Origin of the sequence: Paenibacillus cucumis (ex Kampfer et al. 2016), from assembly GCF_019748695.1 — a bacterium.
Lineage (GTDB): Bacteria > Bacillota > Bacilli > Paenibacillales > Paenibacillaceae > Paenibacillus > Paenibacillus polysaccharolyticus.
The window spans coordinates 71,151-90,511 of sequence record NZ_JACLIC010000024.1 but is presented as its reverse complement, the minus strand read 5'-3'; the positions used below and the strand labels follow the sequence as shown (position 1 = coordinate 90,511).

The following is a 19,361-nucleotide window of genomic DNA, read 5'->3' as shown; positions in this document are numbered from 1 at the left end:
GTGATCTGATGGATGTATTGGTAAACCTTAACATAAATATAGTTATTAAGAAACCTAATAAGCGATTATGAGATACATTACTACAAAAGATTCAGGAAAAAAGAATGAATTTAATCTGTACCTTTGCACAACTGCGAATTTTAAATGTGGAAAATTGTGGTCGACTAGTAGATAATGAAATTATAGCAAGTTTAGATCATTAGAATTAGGAGCGATTGGCATGGCGAATACAGTACCAGAAGTAATTCCGAAGAAGGCGACAGCAGGAGAACGACTATTATTTGAGACGTTAAAGAAACATCTGCCTGAAGAATATATCATTTATTATGAACCTGAAATTCGCGGGAGAAGACCGGATTTTGTCATTATCGGACCTGATTTAGGATTGCTGGTACTGGAAGTGAAGGATTATACCAAAGGCACGTTGCATCAAGTGAATCGGGATGAATGGACGCTTCGTAATACAGCAGGTGAGTTGGTCACTGCCCGAAGCCCTTTGAAGCAAGCGAGGGATTATGCTTTTTCGATTGCAGACCAGTTGAAGAAGGATAAGAATCTGATCAAAGAGGGAACACCAGGATATTTAAAATTCAATTACGGCTACGGTGTGGTATTCAGTCGTTTGAAGCAGCAAGATTTTCTACACATGGACCTATACAGTGTAATCGATCCCTTGTTTGTACTGACTAGAGAAGAAATGGACCCAGATGATGAAGATTTCTCGGCAGAGATATTGATTGAGAAATTACTACATATGTTCACGGTTCCTACTCGGAATCGTTATAGCTTGACACATGAAGATATACAGGCGATCCGCTACCATCTGTTTCCTGAAGTGCGAATCAGTGCGGAGCGCAAAGAAGTTGTGCCTCATCAGGATCAGCTCCTATTATCCTTGCATAATATTAAGACGATGGACCTACATCAGGAGAAGATGTCGAAGCAGGTTGGGGATAAGCATCGTTTGATTCGCGGTGTTGCCGGTAGTGGTAAAACGCTCGTTCTTGTCAGTCGTGCAAGCATGCTCGCTAAGGAGCATCCAGACTGGAATATCCTTGTACTTTGCTATGGTTCAACCTTGTCACAGTATCTAAAACAGGCCATTGTACAGAAGTTGGCGGAGCCTGAGGATTTATTTGATTTTGCTGCCCAGACTACGTCTTCCGAGCTCCAATCTAATATTCAGGTGAAAACGTTCCACTCGTGGCTTGGACAGCAGTTTCGAATCATAGACAGGAAACTGCCCGATTTGCTGGAAAAGGTGGAACAGGGGCAACAAGAATTACCGAAGTATGATGCCATTCTGATTGATGAGGGACAGGACTTTGATGCAGATTGGCTGAGGCTGGTGAGCTTATGCCTCAATGATGAGACGCAGTCGCTGTTACTCGTAGAGGACCGGGCACAAACCATCTTCAAACGTAAAAACAGCCTGGCACAGGATACCGGATTAGACTTCCGTGGTCGTTCCAAGATTTTAACGATTAATTACCGGAATACGGCACAGATTGTGCAGTTTGCCTGGGATTTCTATAAAGATCAGTCCAAGTTACAGCAGAAAGTTATTAGTAACGGGGCTGATGCGATTGAGATTATTCCTCCTCAGTTCACGAAACGCAGAGGTCCTGAACCTCTGATCTATCGAAGTAAGAGTACAAAACTTGAAATGGAGTTTGTTTCCAAATCCATAGACTATTTACGTCGTGAAAAATCATTTGCTCTGAAGGATATTGCCATTTTGTACAGGGTACAGGAATCCAATCAAGTAAATATTATTGAAGAATTGGGAAAAACTCTGGACGATAACAGTCTGACGTATAATTGGGTAACGCGGGATGATCAGTCCAAGAAGAATTTTAATCGCGAAGAGGACAGTATCAAAGTATTAACGATTGACAGTGCAAAGGGACTGGATTTCAGAGCCGTGTTTATCATCTCGATTGAGACGATGCCTCGCAAAGCGGGGAAAAAAGAAGAAGTCGATGAACGTGAAGTGTCTCGTTTCTATATCGGAATGACACGAGCGTTGGAATGGTTATTTCTAAGCTACTCTGGAGAATCCCGATTCACCCAATATCTTGATGAGGTTCAACGGCAGAAAGCGAATAATCCTACATCTGGTTCTGCATCCCTTGTGAAATAGGTGGTAAAGCTAAAATAAACAAAGAAAAGCTTATCATTACTTCATCTTATTGAAGCGGATAAGCTTTTCTTGCGATATGGATCTTGAATCTGATGAGTAGTCCAGTATTCTGGCTGTTCTGGATGCTTAGTGAGGAGCAATTTTAGGATCAAGAAGATATGCTATCCCATTCATTCGATGAATTGGATAGCTGTTTAACCGCATCATTAATCTGGCGTTCGAACATTATTCGATCTGGATCATCTGTAGCCTTGTCCATCATATTCTTCACACTATACCCTGTGATGCCATCCACAGTTATCGTTCCATTGTTCTCAATAAACGCAAATGGTACGTAAACGGCTTCGCCATTACTTTTAATGAACCAGGCATTCGCTGTTTCGTCATACTCCTGAAAATTCACCAAATATCCTTGCACATGATCCCAATCCTTTGCTTGTTCACCACTTTTCATATCAATTAAAAATTTCTCCAAATAGTTGATGGCAGCAGTGACCATCTTATCTTTGTATGGTGAATCGCTATAAGTAGGTTGATGCGGCTCTTGGATATCTATTTGAGTGTACTCTACAAGCTCATATTTCTCTTGTGGCCAGGCAGAATCCTTTGGAAATAAAAGTGAATCACAGTAAACTATCCCGTTTTTAAGATTGAAATAAGCAAGCCATTCTTCGTCGTTCTTTTCTGCAGAGTTGATTGCATAGATTTTACCATTGTAGTTTCGTATTTCTAACTGGATGTTCTGCCCGATATTTTTCTCGAAAGCTGTAATATTCTGCCCTGAGTTTTCATGATTTGATCCTGAATTGTACCACAATTGATTATTGATATAATTTTGTAGTGCTACTTTGATCGCATCAAGTGTGTACCCTGCGGGCAAAATACTCTCAGATTTAGTTTGAGTCTCCTGTTTCTCAGAAGCTTGATTTGTAGTTGTACAGGAAACGAGTAACACTCCAAGAGCAAAGAATAGAAAAAGGCAGATTCGCTTCAATTTGTTCACCTTCTAATAAGAATTTTAATATAATATAGTGCAACAGCAGAGCATATCTCTACTGTTGCACTATACAGTGAAAATAGATTAATTATTTTGTATTAAAGAATATATTATGGGAGTTTCTTTTCGCTGTTGTATTTAGTCTGGAATTCGATGTAATTGCAGATCTTGAAGTAGGGTTCTGGAAAACATCTGTAGTATCAAAAACAACGACAATATCCTTAATATCTACAAAAGAACTTCCACCATTGAAACTATATTTGATGCCTGAGCCTGTAGGTGACTTATCTTGGCTAACGCCTGTTAAAAAGTATGAAAGTCCTACAAAATAGAGTTGATTGGAAATTCCTGTAGGTTTTGTTATGAATTCATTATAGTCAGCTGTGCTAGAAGTAGTCAACAAGGTGCAGGCAATCCATACCGCATTGCTCCAGCGTGGAGAACTGGTATTCGGAACACGTGCATTCGTTGTACCACTGCTCCCACCCGTGAGGGGTTCAAAAGCGCCAGATTTAGTGGCTACTCCTCGATACGTGCTACCACCAAAAACAGAGGAGTTTTGATTTTTTCGGTTAATCAAGACCCAAGCTACTGCATTTTGGTCTGCAGTCAAAACGGTGTTTTCACCATATATTAATCGAGATAGTAGTTCTACATCAGATAAATTATCATACCATTTCGATGAGTAGGAGATTGATTTTCCAAAATCTGAGCTATTCATCAGACTTGTTCTCCAATTGTGTATTCTAATAGCCATATTATCTGAAGCCATAGCAGAGACAGAGTCATCTGTCACTGCTCTCAGATAGTCCGTACCAACTATATATTTGTTATTTACAGAATCATAATATTGACGACCATTATAGTACCAACCGGTCTCGGCATCATAGTATAAAGAGTGCAAACGAATCGGATTAATTACGCCAATGAATTCAGTATCTTCACTACGGTCTACCCATTCTCCGTTGCTATCTTGTCCCAGTATATTAAGTGTCTTTCCATCCGTACCATATTGATATTTTGCAACTTCATTTCCTTCACTGTCATTAATCGCTATAACATTAAGGTCATCATCTTTAATGTAATGATAGACGTTCTCCTCTACAATCAGTCCATCGATAAGAGCAGTAGATTCATCGTAAATAAATTGAATATTTTGGTTGCTGTTGGACTCAGATATCAGTTGCGAGTCTTGATTATAGGTATAGTTGACGATATCATTGGGAATCACTTTTGAAACTCTATTGTTATTAGAGTTATAGGAGTATACTATTTCCTGATCGTTTAAAAGGACCTTTTCTAGTGTTTGTCCAGTTTCATTTGTATTCCAGATGAGTTCCGTCCCCTGGAGCTTAATTGTCTCCTCAACTGAAGAACTAGCATAAGTGGGCATTGCTACTTGCCCAAAGAGAACTGAGGAAGCTACAGCTACCGAAAGAAAAAACTTGAATTGAACATTCATTTTTTTGAATTTTAGACGCATTCCATTGCACTCCCTACATAGATATTTAATGGTTTGAACAGTCAGGTATACTAAAAACATAACATTGGTAAGTGAAAGGTTTGATGATAGTAAGCTGGCCAGCTATATTTGAATAGGAAATGTTGTAAAAAATATAAATAATTCCTACTCTTGTGTTTTACTATATCAATTCATAAATGGAATGTATATACAAATTAGAGAATAAAATTATTTTTTATTTTCTATGATAAATGTAGTTGAAAGGAGTGTGTATGCCTATCATTGAACAACAGAAAATTTAAATTCTATGAAACTAAACCCGTTGCGATCACGTTTACCACAATAGAAACTGAAACAGAAGGGATGACATTTTATGAAAAAATGGATACTGTTTGCTACCGCACTATGCGTTGTCACCGTAGCCGGTGCGCTATATGCTTCAGCTACCAAAGTCAGTGCAGCGGCGGCCGCACCAGCATACACCTTAACCGTGAACGGTAAAGAGATACAGACGAGTAAAACGGAATTGATGCCTTTCGAGCAAAAAGGAACGGTCTTGGTGCCTTTGCGCGCTACGGCAGAGTCTTTGGGATACAAGGTCAGCTGGCTCGTAGCAGAGAAGGCCATTCGTGTAGAAGACAGCATTCAATCCGTTATCGTGAAGGATGGCAGTACGCTAGCTAAGTTTACGGGGAAACTGAAAGTCATCAATCTGACTCAGGATGTAGAATTGCCTGTACCCGTTCAATCCAGAAAAGGCATAACCTATGTGCCTGCTTCATTCTTTGAACCTTTTTTCAACGAGGTTATTGTAAAAGAGGGGAACGTGTCCATCTCAGCGCAAATGTCGAGCATCCAATAGATTCATGTCCACAACGATGTTTGAGTTAGATACGATATGGGTCGATGTTTGCAGACTGTTCATGGAAGGAAGTACGATCCATCCGAACCTTACCTTTGAAGACATGCCCCCACAACGGAGCATAAGTCTTAAAGGTTTTTTCTTTTTTCAGGCGGGCGAACAAATCAACAAAACAAAATAAGATCAGACCAGATATGCAACCAAAAAGACTACAAGCACATCAGTTCGTATATTACTCAAATAAATTCCTGTAGTCAGTACGTATATTACCGCAACTTTTCAACGAAAATATGGAAGAAAATACACCATCAAGATTCATATTCCATAATCTCGTGCAAGTTAGGGATTATGCATTTCCCAAATGGACACATGTTTCAAAAAACGCTTCCAAAATTTCAATTCTGCCCTACCTTTTCGGCTCAGAAGCTGAGATAATGGGGATGGCTAATCCGATGAAGGATTTTAGACGACATAAGGGATAGCGGTTACATACCGCTTGCATATGAAATGGGAGGAATAGAGATGACCACACAGGTAACAGAACTCATTCAATCAAAACAGGGACAGGCTTTGCTTGCGCAAATGTACGGACCACAGCATGCAGAGGAGCAGGGTGCCCGTTACGAGAAGCTGGATGCTTCGTTCCGCGAGCATTTCGGTGAGCAGGAGCACATGCATCTATTCAGTTCCCCGGGCCGCAGTGAGATCGGCGGTAATCATACGGATCATAACCATGGTAAAGTGCTCGCGGGAAGCATTACGCTGGACACGATTGCCGTGGCTGTGCCGACAGGCGACAACGTCATTACGTTCTACTCCGAGGGATACGACAAAAAGTATGTCATCAACCTTGCGGACTTGAAACCTAATACCGAAGATGACGGTACTACCGGATTGATTCGTGGTATGGCTGCGGGCTTTGTAGAGCTTGGGTTCAACATTGGTGGATTCCAAGCAGACATCTCCAGTAACGTATTTGCGGCTTCGGGTGTAAGTTCTTCTGCATCCTTCGAAATGTTGATCTGTACGATCCTGAACCATTTCTATAACGATGGCAAACTGGATGTCGTAACGCTGGCTAAAATCGGACAATATGCCGAAAATCACTACTGGAACAAACCGTCCGGCCTGCTGGATCAGATGGCTTGTGCATATGGCGGTTTGATCTCGATTGATTTTGCAAATCCGGCTGAACCTGTGATTGAGCCTGTGGAGTGGAATTTCCAAAAAAACGGATATTCCCTGGTCATCGTGAATACAGGTGGCAACCATGCCGACCTGACAGAAGATTATGCTTCTGTACCTAACGAGATGAGAGCTGTTGCGAAAGCACTTGGCGCTGAATACGTGCGTGAAATCTCAGAAGAAGATATTTATGCAAAATTGCCTGCGATTCGTGAAGCAGCAGGAGACCGTGCGGTATTACGTGCATTGCACTTCCTGGCTGAGAACACACGCGTGGATGGACAGGTATCCGCTCTGCGTGAAGGACGTTTTGCTGATTTCTTGTCACTGATCACTGCATCAGGTAACTCTTCATGGAAATGGCTGCAGAACGTGTATCAAGGCGGGGCTTCCCGTGCACAAGAGATTTCCGTGGCGCTTGCCTTGACTGAGAACTACCTGAGCAACCTTGGCGATGGTGCATGTCGTGTGCATGGTGGTGGATTCGCAGGTGTTATTCTGGCGATTGTGCCAAACGAGAAGGCAGAAGAGTATATGAACTGGATGCGCGGTATGTTGGATACACCAGTCATTGTCGTTAACGTGCGTCAGCACGGTTCGATCTGCTTGAATGCAGAACTGAATTAATCAGGCTTGATTATAGCTATAAAAAGACAGAATAAATTCAAAAGCGGACTCGGGTAGGATATTCCTTCCGAGTCCGCTTTTTTGTTTGAAAATGGAGATCCACCAATAGCCTCATGGTGAAACGACAGTTAAGATTGTCACTGTTTTTGAAGCAAGCGAATCAACGATATGTGCGTATATTGACGATTGCTACTGTCACTGCTCAGGTACATTTCGCATTTTGGAAGCAAACAGGAAGCAGGCCAGGATGTAAACAACGCTAAGTAAAAGATAAGGTAATTGCAGTGAGAACAGACGGTCGAAAAACGTTTCGCTCACGCGAACGAGCAATCCGCCCAGCAAGGTGCCGATAGCGCTTATGCCAAACGACAGGAAACGGAACACACTGCCTACACGCCCGAGCAGTTCATTCGGGACGGAGCGCTGCAGAATCGACGAACGGACCACGTTATAGACAACAATGAAGAAGGCTGCGCAGAAGTATAGACCACCGACCACATACGCATTGGACGTTAGACCAACAGCTCCATAGAGTAGCCCCATCGACAGGATGGAGAGCAGAATGAGCTGCTTGGAACTCCAGCGTTTCCGCATATAAGCTACAGCCTGACTCCCCAGAATACTGCCGATGGTCGCAATGGAAATCAGAATACCGAAGGCATACGCTTCCAGCTGTAATACTTCACGTACAAAGAAAATTTGAGTCACCAGAATCATCGAGAACATTAACGTGATAGTCACCGACAAGATGGCCAGGCCGCGAAGAAACCGGTCTTGAAACACATACTGAATGCCGGACCACATCTCGCGTTTCCAATTTTTCATCGGGCGAGTTTCCTTCTCCGCCTGTTCTTCAACTTGGGATTCTTTTGATTTCGCGGGATGAAAGCTGCCTCGCAAGCCACTAATGAGTAACAACGAGAGTATGGCCGTCACGGTGTCAATGGCAAAAGGGTATACGATATGCATCGTAATAATGAATCCGCCAAGCGCTACGCCCAGAATATCACTGGTGATCAGTTGCCCGGCAGTAAATTGGCCGTTGGCTTTTTCCAGTTTTTTCTCCTCTACAACCTGAGGAATGATCGTCTGCACGGTGCTGTCAAAGACAACGCGGCTTAGACCAATCCCGAACATAAACAAGGCAAGCAAAGGTATACTGATCCAGCCTCCCCAGATACAGATTGTCAGGAATAATAGAAATATCATCCGGGTAAAGCTGGCTCCAACCAGCATATGTTTGCGTGAATATCGGTCGATCAGTACACCAACCGGCAGGCTAAAAATCAGCCAAGGTAATCGCAGGGCAGTCATCGTAATGGATGCATATAACGTATCCGTTGTTAGGGTGGAGACAAGCCAGGGTACGGCAGCGAGAGTTAATCCATCTCCTAGAAAAGTAAGGGAAAAGGCACCGAACAGCTTGGAGTAGTTTGATTTTGATTTCATATATTCCTCCGTTCGTAGATATGGTACTGGTATGTAGCGTGTGAATAGGATTCTCATGTAATAGATTAATTTAAAGGCTTTCTCTAGTACTAATTTATGCCATTTGGTAGAAACCTGCAAATTTTGGAGATTATATGATCCCTGTTTTCTTCAAGAGATGTTGTTCATACATGCATTTATTGTCGAATTGTGATGTCGAATATTGTAATAAATTGTAGATGAAATGAATAAATTACGAATTATATTAGAAAAAAGTATGGATTGGTATAAAAGATTGGTTTTTGTTTTTTATTGTAGAAAATTGGCACAGAAAAGAGTATAGTTGAGGAAGAATTTAACTGTTGATTTCTGACATTTAGGTTGTAAACAGTATACTGGAATTTTACAGTGTATTGACCAGAATAAATGCATTTATTATGAAGTTAACGGAGGGTACATATGAGTGCTTTTAAGAATTGGCTCAATTCAACCAAGCAAGGGTTAGAGGATCAAGTCAAGCGATTTAAGAACAAAGATTTCATGGATGCTGTAGTAGCTGGTTGTGCCCTGGTTGCTTTTGCTGATGGGTCCGTCGATGCCTCGGAGAAGAACAAGATGGCGGGTTACATTAACCTGAGTCAGGAATTGAAGGTTTTTGATATGACAACCGTGATTGAAAGATTCAATCATTATGTGAATAATTTCGAATTTTCCCCTGAGATCGGGAAGCAGGAAGCTTTGAAGGCGATTGCCAAGTTCAAGTCCAAACCTGAAGTAGGGCGTGTCATTGTAGGTGTATGCAGTGCTATTGGTGCTGCTGATGGTAACTTTGATGATCAAGAGCGCAGAGTAGTGGCGGAAATTTGTACAGTTCTGGGCCTGAATCCAGGTGAGTTTAGTCTCTAGAGTCTATTAGATAGAGAAGTTGAAAGGAGGTGAATATTAGTGGCCGGTATTAACTTGGTAAAGGGACAGAAAATTGATTTAACCAAAGGTAAAGCTGGATTAACCCAGGTGATCGCCGGTTTGGGTTGGGACCCTGTAGCCTCGAAAGGGTTTTTCGGGAGAAAAAAACAAGCCAATATCGATTGTGATGCCTCAGCTTTGCTATTAGGTGAAAATGGAAAGCTAACCAAAGAAACAAATCTGGTTTGTTTTCATAACAAAACGAGTTTATGTAGATCTGTCGTTCACTCCGGAGATAATTTGACGGGCGAAGGTGAAGGGGACGATGAGCAAATCAAAATTAACCTCTCCGTCGTACCTGCTGATGTTCATAAAATTCTGATCGTCGTGAACATATACGATTGTGTTAATCGTAAACAGGATTTTGGAATGATTGAACGTGCTTATATTCGTATCCTGGATGGTAGCAATTCGCAAGAATTGGTTCGTTTTAACCTGTCGGATAGCTATGCGGGTATGACAGCCCTCATCTGTGGAGAACTGTACCGACATGGTGGCGAATGGAAATTCTCAGCTATTGGTGAAGGTGCTCATGCTGTACATATCGATGAGCTTGCTCGTCGTTATACGTAAAAATGAGGATTACCTGAAATGAATTCAGTAACTAAAATTATAGTGAGCGGAGATGAATCTTGAATGGCTATTAATCTGTCTAAAGGTCAAAAGATTGACTTAACAAAAACAAACCCGGGATTGGCTAAAATCACTGTAGGTTTGGGTTGGGATACGAACAAATATGACGGCGGTAAAGATTTTGACCTCGATGTCTCCGTATTCTGCGCTAACGCTGACGGTAAAGTGAACGGGGAGAAAAACTTTATTTTCTTCAATAATCCTCAAAATGAGAACGGTTCTGTCGTGCATACAGGTGACAACCGCACTGGAGAAGGCGATGGCGATGATGAGCAAATTAAAATCGACCTGCCTAACGTTCCGGCTGACGTTGAGAAAATCGCGTTTACCATTACGATCTATGAAGCTCAGGAGCGCAGCCAAAACTTTGGACAAGTATCACGTGCTTACGTACGCATTGTAAACGAAGCGAATTCCGAAGAATTGATCCGTTTTGACTTGGGCGAAGATTTCTCTATTGAGACAGGTGTTGTCGTTGGAGAGTTGTACCGTCATAGCGGTGAGTGGAAATTCAGCGCAATCGGTAGCGGTTACCAAGACGGTCTGGTTGGACTGACTCGGGATTATGGCTTGCAATAGAACTTTTTAATCAAGCTCTGCATGTATAGCAATACCGGAAAGCCGTCGATCTGACGGTTTTCCTTTTCATTACATTAAGATCTTTTAAAATCTTTTGCTGAAAAGAAGGGCGGACGAATAGATGACGATTAGCTTGGCTAAAGGACAGCGGATTGACCTTACGAAAACAAACCCTGGTCTGACTAAAGTTGTAGTGGGCCTGGGATGGGATACCAACAAATATAGTGGCGGAGTCGATTTCGACTTGGATGCTTCCGCTTTCCTGCTTCATGAGGATGGCAAAGCCAAAGGAACAGATGATTTTGTCTTTTATAACAATCCAACAGGCGGCGCAGGATCATTGACTCACACAGGAGATAACCGGACAGGTGAGGGAGAGGGCGATGATGAGCAGATCATCGTAGATTTCAGCAAGGTCCCTGCAAACATCACGAGAATCGGCATTACAGTAACGATCTACGATTATGAAGCACGCGCACAAAATTTTGGTCAGGTATCCAACGCTTTTGTTCGTGTTGTCGATGCTTCTAGTGACCGTGAAGTTTTACGTTATGACCTGGGCGAAGACTTCTCTACCGAGACGGCTGTTGTGTTCTGCGAATTTTATCGTTCCGGTGCAGACTGGAAGTTCCAGGCGATCGGCAGTGGTTTTGCAGGCGGGCTCGCCGCGTTATGCCAGAATTATGGACTAGACGCGAAATAAGAGAAGGATAGGTGAATCTGTTATGGCTGTAACAGTCGTCAAAGGGCAAAAAACGGACCTCACTAAAACGAATCCCGGGCTGACCCGGCTGACGGTGGGCATTGGCTGGGATTCTTCTCCTGCCCTTGAACTAGACACATCTGCTTTTCTTCTTGGTGCTAGCGGAAAGGTATCGGGTGATGAAGATTTTATCTTCTATAACCAGCCCACAGGCGGTTTTATTACCTACAAAGACACACCGCAGCAATCGGATAAAAAGCAGTTCGATATCGATCTGAGCCAAATTCCTGCCCGTATTGAAAAGATTGCGTTCAGTCTGACGATCTATGAAGGGGAGTCCAAAAACCAGAGTTTTAGCCAGGTTCAGAACACCTATATTCGTTTTGGTCATGCGAATAGCGGACAGGAAGCGTTGCGGTATGATTTAGCGAGTGGTTTTACCGTGGAAACGGCGATCGTTATTGGCGAGTTATACCGACATAACGGAGAATGGAAATTCAACGCTGTAGGGGCTGGTTTTTCCGGTGGACTGGATGCACTATGCAGTAACTTTGGCGTGAGTGTGGAGAACGACACGACTTCTTCACAGCCCGTCCCTCCAGTGCCTCAGCCACCTGCGCCGAAACCTCCTGCTCCACCAGTTCCACCGCCTCAACCCAAGATTGAGTTGAACCTGAGCAAGATTGAGCTGAAGAAAAAGGGCGATACCATCAATCTGAAGAAAAATGCAGGTGGACTTGGTGAGATTCTAATTAATCTGAACTGGAATCAACAGACGAGCAAGGGATTGTTCGGGCGAAACAAGAGCGTGGATCTGGATCTGGGTTGCCTTTTCGAAATGAAGGATGGTAGCAAAGGAGTAATTCAGGCGTTAGGTGAATCGTTTGGTTCTTTGAATCGGTACCCTTATATTGCTTTGGATGGGGATGACCGGACAGGTTCAGTGAAAACGGGAGAGAATCTGCGTATTAATGGTGCACGTATTTCGGAAATCAAACGACTCCTCGTATTCACCTACATCTATGAAGGGGTTACGAACTGGTCGCAAGCGGACGGCGTCGTTACGATTAACCAGAAGGACGGCCCGGATATCATCGTGCGAATGAATGAATATGGAAGTTCCTTAGGTATGTGTGGAATCGCTATGTTCAGCAACGTGAATGATGAAACATTTAGTATTGAGAGGATTGTTCAGTTCTATAATGGACACCGCGCTCTGGATGAAGCCCATGGATGGGGTATGCGCTGGACTGCCGGCAGTAAATAACAATTTGAGTTAGCGGAGGCTCTCTGTTCATGTTTAGTGATTTCTTTAGAAGTATTAGTGAGAATTATGGTCATTTTTTCTCTTGGACCGAAATCGTAGCCACACTCTCCGACCCCGTAAGTTGGGGAATCATCGGCAGTTTGATCTTGCTGGAAGGGCTTTTGTCCGCAGATAACGCGCTGGTACTTGCTGTAATGGTTAAACACCTACCTAAGGAGCAACAGAAACGGGCGTTGTTCTATGGTATTTTAGGTGCGTATATTTTCAGGTTTATTGCCATTGGGCTCGGAACATTCCTTGTCAAGATTACCTTGGTCAAGGTCCTCGGGGCGTTGTACCTTCTCTACATTGCTTACAAGGGACTATTCAAGCCTCAGGAAGAGGAGAATCAGGAAGGAAAGCAATACTCGTTCTGGAAAACCGTACTTATGGTGGAACTGATGGACATTGCTTTCAGTATCGATAGTGTTATTGCTGCATTTGGTATCAGTGAGCAGATTTGGGTGTTGTTCCTCGGAGGTATTATCGGGGTACTCATGATGCGTGGAGTTGCACAAGTGTTCCTCAAACTCATTGACAAATTTCCTGAATTGGAAAAAGCGGCGTTTATTCTTATCGCGATCATTTCTGTAAAAATGATGTTGAGTGCTTTTGGCTTCCATATCCCTAACGTACTCTTCTTCTCGTTACTGATTGTTGTATTTGTTGGAGCAATGCTGATAAGTTCTGCAAGAAAGAAAAAAGAAAATCAAGGTAAGGCTTAGCTTTAAAATCGCCACACCTACTACCAATCCCTCCGCATCTTGGAGGGATTGGTTTTTATACCCCCGACAGCATTCATTTTATGATGCAGAACTGACTTCAAGTCAGAAGTGCAAGGAGGAGAATAACCTGAAATATTTTAGTTTTTTGAATGCAGAGGAAGAAGAAGCTTTATTTTTTTCTTCGCCCATATCGTTTAGTCACCGAACCTCCAAAGAAATGCTGGCATACGCTGTTGGGGCTGCTTTGTACATGCCAGCCACACGTCCGCATATAGCAGACGATATTCTACAACGTAAACATGAAGGACTTACAACCATCGTTATTGATCTGGAAGATGCGGTAGGCGACGAGCAAGTCGAATTTGCGGAACAATGTCTGTCTCAGCAACTTGGACTGATTACCGACTACATGGAGGCAGGGAAATTGCACACCGATGACATGCCTTTATTATTCGTCCGGATGAGATCCCCTGAACAGTTGGAACACCTTATAGAAATGTTGGGAGAACGAATCTCTTTATTAACAGGTGTTGTACTGCCGAAGTTTAGCTGTGAGAATGGACGTGCTTATCTGCAGCTTGTTCACCAGTATAATCAGCAGAAAGATCATTCACATCCACTCTTATATGCGATGCCCATTTTGGAGACGGCGGAAGTTATTTACCGTGAGTCACGTTGGCAGACATTGATGGATCTGAAACAGATTGTGGATGAGTATGCACCATATGTATTGAATGTCCGAATCGGAGCCACAGATTTCTCAAGCCTGTTCGGTCTGCGGCGAAGCCCGGAGCTTACGATTTACGACATTGCAACGATACGTGATTGCATAGCTGATATTGTCAATTTATTCGGGCGTGCAGATCAGGGATATGTGATATCCGGGCCGGTCTGGGAGTATTTTAGCCAGCGTGAACGTGTATTCAAACCCCAATTAAGGCAGACGCCATTCGAGGAATCTCTGGGCAAGACAGGGCGGAACCTCAGAATGAAATATATTACGAACTCCATGGACGGGCTCATGCGTGAAGTGATGATGGATAAGGAGAACGGCATTGTAGGTAAAACAATCATCCATCCGACACAGATCAAACCTGTTCAGGCGATGTATGTGGTTACGCATGAGGAATTCATGGACGCACAGGGAATTATCGCTCGAAATGATGGGAGCCTGGGTGTTTTTAAAAGCACGTATACCAATAAAATGAACGAAATTAAACCGCATTTAAGTTGGGCTAAACGAATCTTGATCCGATCACAAATATATGGGGTGTTACATGAACAGCAGCATTTTGTCGGGCTCTTGCCCAAACACGAACAGACTTACGTTTCCTATTCTTGATCAGTTTGAAGTCACCGTCGAGGCTACACATAATCCGCTTGCAATCCCATTGGAAAATCTGTTCTCTATGGCGGCACGCCTGAATAAAAAGAGATCTTTTCTCTTTGTCAGCAAGCTGCTGGGCAAGCATATTGCCGTTAATCCATATACTTCACTACTAAGCGGCGCTGCTCTGGCCGTTCTATTGTATGAGGATATAACGCACGGAGAGGACAAGCGCACTATAGAGTGGAAGCAACAAATGGTCCGTGGACTAATCGATCCAGAACAGGCCCGTGAGGCTTATGAATATCTAATGGGTGTGCAGATGAGTTTGCCTGAAGAGGTTCGCTTTGTTGGTTTTGCCGAGACGGCCACAGCTTTGGGACACAGCATGTACGAGCTATTTGCTAACCGTGCAACGTACATTCATTCTACGAGAGAATACCTTCCCGAGATTGAGCCGGATATCCAGTTCGAGGAGGAGCATTCCCATGCCATGTCTCATCGCTGTTATGCAGTGGACTCTGCCTCCCTTGCTGAGGGTGGGCCGCTGGTCCTCGTGGATGATGAGATTACAACAGGCAACACCACGTTAAACATCATTCGGGATATTCAGCGTAATTATCCGCGTAAACATTATTATATTGCGTCATTACTGGATTGGCGTACGGATGCAGATGAGCAAAAATTTTCTTCATTAGAAGATGAACTTGGAATAACCATCACCCCTCTCTCTTTGTTAAAAGGAAAAATTCAGGTCACGGGTGAGCCAGCCATTGATATCTCGGGGGAAAAGAAAATCCCTGAATCCACATCTCTGATAAGTGTTATATCTGTAGCAGGTGAACTGGAGCCTTGGGCTATAGTGTCCGCAGATTCCGAGGGGAATCGCTGTTCACTGCCCTACCTGAAATATTCAGGACGATTCGGCATTCATTCCGGCCTTAATTCAATGCTGAGTGCAGGCATCTCAAGGATTGCATCCATTTTACGTGAAAAAAGAAAAGGACAACGAACCCTTGTCATGGGAACGGGTGAGTTTATGCATATCCCGATGCGGATTGCAGCTGAGATGGGCGACGGTGTTCTCTATCAGTCTACGACTCGAAGTCCGATCTATACGGTCAATCGCCCGGGATATGCTGTTGTTGCAGGTGAAGGATATGCTTCTCCAGAAGATCCGGCTGTCCGAAATTATATCTACAATATATTGCCTGGGCAATATGATGAGATCTTTGTTTTGATGGAAAGACATATGCCGGAGGAACGCATGCGGCCTATGCTTGATGTGTTGTTACAACTCGGATGTAAGCAAATACATGTGGTGTACTGCGGTGCTCCACAGGAAGGCTGAGAAGACAAGCGATGAACTTACCTGCTATGGAAAGCATAATCAAGAAACAGATTAAACCTCCTGAACCAATGGGGAGTTATGACCCGTCCGATGTTATATTTTTGTTGAAGGATCTAAGTAACATTTCATTAGAAAAAGAGACCGGAGAACGTGAACACGCAATTCAGTCGGGCGTGCATTATTCAGAGATGCTGCCTGTCGAGTATCACCCTTCGGATGAATATATTGAGCTATTTCACGAGACTTTAGCACAATCTGCGGAAAAAGTAGCCAGAGCCGCCGCAACGGTAGCGGAGATTATTGTACGCAAGCGGGGATTGAACACCGTTCTTGTCTCGTTGGCTCGTGCAGGAACGCCCATTGGCATTCTGGTGAAACGTTATATTTCCATGAAATATAATGTGGACTTGCCTCATTACAGCATTTCGATTATCCGTGGCAAAGGAATAGATGAGAATGCCATTTTATATATTTGGCAACAGCATGGGGTTGATATGCCAATCCAATTCATCGATGGCTGGACAGGCAAAGGAGCCATTCGCAAGGTGCTGGTCGATGCCTGCGACAGTCTGGATCAGCGTTATGGTATTCGGTTGAATGATAATCTGGCCGTACTCGCTGACCCCGGTCATTGCTCAGATACCTATGGCACCCGAGAAGATTATTTGATTCCAAGTGCCTGTCTCAACTCGACCGTATCGGGTTTGATGAGTCGGACTGTGCTACGGGACGATCTTATTGGACCGAATGACTTCCATGGAGCCAAATGGTACAAGGAGTGGGCTTCTTCTGATCTGTCGACGATGTATGTAGACAAGATTTCAGAATATTTTACCAAAGTTGAGACGGAGGCCTCGCTTCAAGCAGAGGATGCGCTAGCCGATCCTCCAGAAGTCACATGGCAGGGAATGAAGGATATTCAATCCATTCAACAGGCGTTTGATATCCAGGATGTAAATCTGATCAAGCCAGGGATTGGAGAGACGACACGGGTACTGCTTCGCCGTGTGCCTTGGAAAATACTGATTGACCGTCCGAACAATCCTAACCTGAAACATATCATGCTACTTGCTCAAGATCGTGGAGTTCCCGTTGAGATATTCCCTGGGCTAAGTTATTCATGTTGTGGCATTATTCGATCTGTAAAGGGGGGCGGCGAATGATCTATGCAAGTGATTTGGATCAGACACTGGTCTATTCTCGCCGTTCTATGGGCGTTGGTGAGGATGCGCCCGGGTTGGTTCCTGCAGAATGGATTCGTGGTGAGTTGTCTGCCTTTATGTCAGCCGAGACGTTGAATCAACTGATGACACTCCCCAAAGATATCCTGTTCATTCCAGTAACGACACGGACAGTGGCACAGTATCAGCGGATACAGATCTTTCAGCAAGAGGTTATTCCGTCCTATGCGATAACTAGCAATGGTGGCAACATTCTGATGAATGGCAAGGTCGATCCCTCTTGGAACGAACATGTTCGTTCCAAGCTTCAAGAGCATGCAGCAACGGCTGCCGAGGTGCGTCAGATCTTTGACGATGTACTGAACAAGGAATGGGTTATAGGAGAGCGACTATGTGATGAGTTGTTTTTCGCTTTTGTCATCCATCGTGATCTCATGCCGGTAGAAGAAGTTACAGAGAAGATCAAGCGTGTGGAATCCCTGGGCTGGGAGGCTTCCATACAAGGCCGTAAGTTATATCTGGTTCCCTCGGCGGTGAATAAACGAGCTGCGGTAGAATATATTCGCCATCAGATTGGCGATGTACCCGTTGTTGCGTCCGGTGATTCTTTACTGGATCGCTGTCTGCTCGATTATGCAGATTATGCGATTGCTCCACGGCATGGAGAGTTATATCGGGAGAAACAGCGGAATCCTGAAACGGTTCACTACCAGTTCACCGAACAATCCGGTATTTTTGCCGCAGACGAGATATTGAAATATGTCCGCTCTATACACCACGCTGCGATAGGAGATGTCGTCTCATGACCAAGACTCGTATATATTTTAACCGCTGGTTTTCGGTGGCATATCACTATATGAATATGATTCGGAACAACGAAGACGGGATGCAGTTCGAAATCTATGGCACACATTCTGATCCGAACAACATGGCGCTTCAGGCATGTGATCATGCAGAACTGGAGCCGAAGGTGACAGGAAAAGAGTATATTGATTTCTGTGTTGATTTTTGCCGCAGACATCAGATTGATCTATTTATCCCACGTCTCCACATGCTGGATATCAGTCGGAATATACATCTCTTTGAAGAGGTAGGAACCAAGGTTTTGGTTTGCAGAGATACAGACTTAATGGAAAAATTGATGGAGAAGGATCACTTCTATGAATCTGTTCGTGAACTCGGGATCATGAGCATTCCAGATTACTTTACGGTCAGCAATGCATCTCAATTCAAACATGCTTATGAAGCACTCACTAACGCAGGACATGAAGTATGCTTCAAGCCTTGTAACGGTGAAGGCGGTATGGGATTCAGGGTGATTGACAATAGTCGTAATCCGCTGGAAGAACTGTCTGGACATACGCAGAATCGCATATCATTCGAAGATGCATTTCGAGCCTTTTCTTCTGTAGAATCTTTTCCGAATCTTATGGTTATGGAGAGACTTCAGGGGTATGAGTACAGTATCGATTGTCTGGCTGACAGTGAAGGGAAGCTGCTGGCAGCTGTGCCTCGACGTAAAGCAGGCGGTCGTTTAAGAAAACTAGAGGAAAATGCAGACCTGTTGAACATCGCGAGTGAGGTGGCCAGCGCATATCGCATCCCATATAACTTCAATATTCAGATGAAATATCAGAATGATACTCCCAAACTGCTAGAGATTAACCCAAGGATGTCTGGAGGACTACATGTGTCTTGTCTTTCAGGGATCAACTTCCCTTATCTGGCAGTAAAGCTGGCTTTAGGTTATGAGGTGGGGCCACTACACCCACAGTATGGCATACTGGGAAGTCATGTAGAGCAGCCACTCATTATGGATGAGCAGAAGGTTAGGAATCATTAAAGAACCGTTGCCAAAGATTGACACCTTCTGACTGATTTTTTTA

General features: G+C 43.7%; 17 protein-coding genes. 14 read left to right on the top strand and 3 right to left on the bottom strand.

Annotated features, from left to right (window positions below):
- Positions 1–220 precede the first annotated feature (220 nt).
- Positions 221–2,143, top strand: coding sequence for a 3'-5' exonuclease (locus H7T88_RS15670; protein ID WP_221789213.1), 1,923 nt, complete (start codon positions 221–223; stop codon positions 2,141–2,143).
- A 148-nt stretch (positions 2,144–2,291) separates the two neighbouring features.
- Here H7T88_RS15670 and H7T88_RS15665 read toward each other — a convergent pair whose 3' ends face one another.
- Both H7T88_RS15665 and H7T88_RS15660 read right to left on the bottom strand, forming a co-directional pair.
- Positions 2,292–3,146 carry a hypothetical protein gene (locus H7T88_RS15665; RefSeq protein WP_221789212.1) on the bottom strand — a complete coding sequence of 285 codons (855 nt, stop codon included), beginning with the start codon at positions 3,144–3,146 and terminating at the stop codon, positions 2,292–2,294.
- Between the two features lie 82 nt (positions 3,147–3,228).
- Complete coding sequence (locus tag H7T88_RS15660; RefSeq protein ID WP_221789211.1) at positions 3,229–4,623, bottom strand: RHS repeat-associated core domain-containing protein; 1,395 nt, start codon at positions 4,621–4,623, stop codon at positions 3,229–3,231.
- A gap of 352 nt (positions 4,624–4,975) precedes the next feature.
- On the opposite strand from H7T88_RS15660, the gene H7T88_RS15655 reads away from it, so the two are divergent.
- Together H7T88_RS15655 and H7T88_RS15650 are read left to right on the top strand one after the other, a co-directional pair.
- A complete protein-coding gene (locus H7T88_RS15655) occupies positions 4,976–5,464 on the top strand; it encodes a stalk domain-containing protein (RefSeq protein WP_221789210.1) in 489 nt (162 codons plus the stop codon).
- A gap of 522 nt (positions 5,465–5,986) precedes the next feature.
- The gene (locus H7T88_RS15650) at positions 5,987–7,276 is read left to right on the top strand and encodes a galactokinase (RefSeq protein WP_221789208.1); all 1,290 of its coding nucleotides are present in this window, start codon (positions 5,987–5,989) and stop codon (positions 7,274–7,276) included.
- A gap of 195 nt (positions 7,277–7,471) precedes the next feature.
- Here H7T88_RS15650 and H7T88_RS15645 read toward each other — a convergent pair whose 3' ends face one another.
- Positions 7,472–8,725 (bottom strand): MFS transporter, encoded by a 1,254-nt coding sequence (locus H7T88_RS15645; protein WP_186811758.1) that lies wholly within the window; start codon positions 8,723–8,725, stop codon positions 7,472–7,474.
- Between the two features lie 438 nt (positions 8,726–9,163).
- On the opposite strand from H7T88_RS15645, the gene H7T88_RS15640 reads away from it, so the two are divergent.
- From H7T88_RS15640 to H7T88_RS15590, 11 genes are all read left to right on the top strand, one after another.
- Positions 9,164–9,610, top strand: coding sequence for a tellurite resistance TerB family protein (locus H7T88_RS15640; RefSeq protein ID WP_090917587.1), 447 nt, complete (start codon positions 9,164–9,166; stop codon positions 9,608–9,610).
- A 39-nt stretch (positions 9,611–9,649) separates the two neighbouring features.
- A complete protein-coding gene (locus H7T88_RS15635; RefSeq protein WP_154891224.1) occupies positions 9,650–10,243 on the top strand; it encodes a TerD family protein in 594 nt (197 codons plus the stop codon).
- A gap of 63 nt (positions 10,244–10,306) precedes the next feature.
- Positions 10,307–10,882 (top strand): TerD family protein, encoded by a 576-nt coding sequence (locus tag H7T88_RS15630; RefSeq protein WP_154891225.1) that lies wholly within the window; start codon positions 10,307–10,309, stop codon positions 10,880–10,882.
- 121 nt (positions 10,883–11,003) lie between these two features.
- Positions 11,004–11,585: a TerD family protein gene (locus H7T88_RS15625; protein ID WP_154891226.1), complete on the top strand. Its 582-nt coding sequence runs from the start codon at positions 11,004–11,006 to the stop codon at positions 11,583–11,585.
- Between the two features lie 22 nt (positions 11,586–11,607).
- Positions 11,608–12,852, top strand: coding sequence for a TerD family protein (locus H7T88_RS15620; protein ID WP_154891227.1), 1,245 nt, complete (start codon positions 11,608–11,610; stop codon positions 12,850–12,852).
- Positions 12,853–12,881: 29 nt separating this feature from the next.
- Complete coding sequence (locus tag H7T88_RS15615) at positions 12,882–13,616, top strand: MeeY/MeeF family manganese export membrane protein (RefSeq protein ID WP_221789206.1); 735 nt, start codon at positions 12,882–12,884, stop codon at positions 13,614–13,616.
- Positions 13,617–13,761: 145 nt separating this feature from the next.
- Positions 13,762–14,958, top strand: coding sequence for an HpcH/HpaI aldolase/citrate lyase family protein (locus H7T88_RS15610; protein WP_260510944.1), 1,197 nt, complete (start codon positions 13,762–13,764; stop codon positions 14,956–14,958).
- Positions 14,894–16,294, top strand: a complete 1,401-nt coding sequence (locus H7T88_RS15605; RefSeq protein WP_221789204.1) for a phosphoribosyltransferase family protein — start codon at positions 14,894–14,896, stop codon at positions 16,292–16,294. Before H7T88_RS15610 ends, H7T88_RS15605 begins: the two co-directional genes overlap by 65 nt.
- Positions 16,295–16,305: 11 nt before the next feature.
- Positions 16,306–17,457 (top strand): cysteine protease StiP family protein, encoded by a 1,152-nt coding sequence (locus H7T88_RS15600; RefSeq protein ID WP_221789203.1) that lies wholly within the window; start codon positions 16,306–16,308, stop codon positions 17,455–17,457.
- Complete coding sequence (locus tag H7T88_RS15595) at positions 17,454–18,281, top strand: HAD family hydrolase (RefSeq protein WP_221789202.1); 828 nt, start codon at positions 17,454–17,456, stop codon at positions 18,279–18,281. The genes H7T88_RS15600 and H7T88_RS15595 overlap by 4 nt, the downstream gene beginning before the upstream one ends.
- On the top strand, positions 18,278–19,318 hold the full coding sequence (locus H7T88_RS15590; RefSeq protein WP_221789201.1) for an ATP-grasp domain-containing protein: 1,041 nt from the start codon (positions 18,278–18,280) through the stop codon (positions 19,316–19,318). The genes H7T88_RS15595 and H7T88_RS15590 overlap by 4 nt, the downstream gene beginning before the upstream one ends.
- Positions 19,319–19,361: the final 43 nt, after the last annotated feature.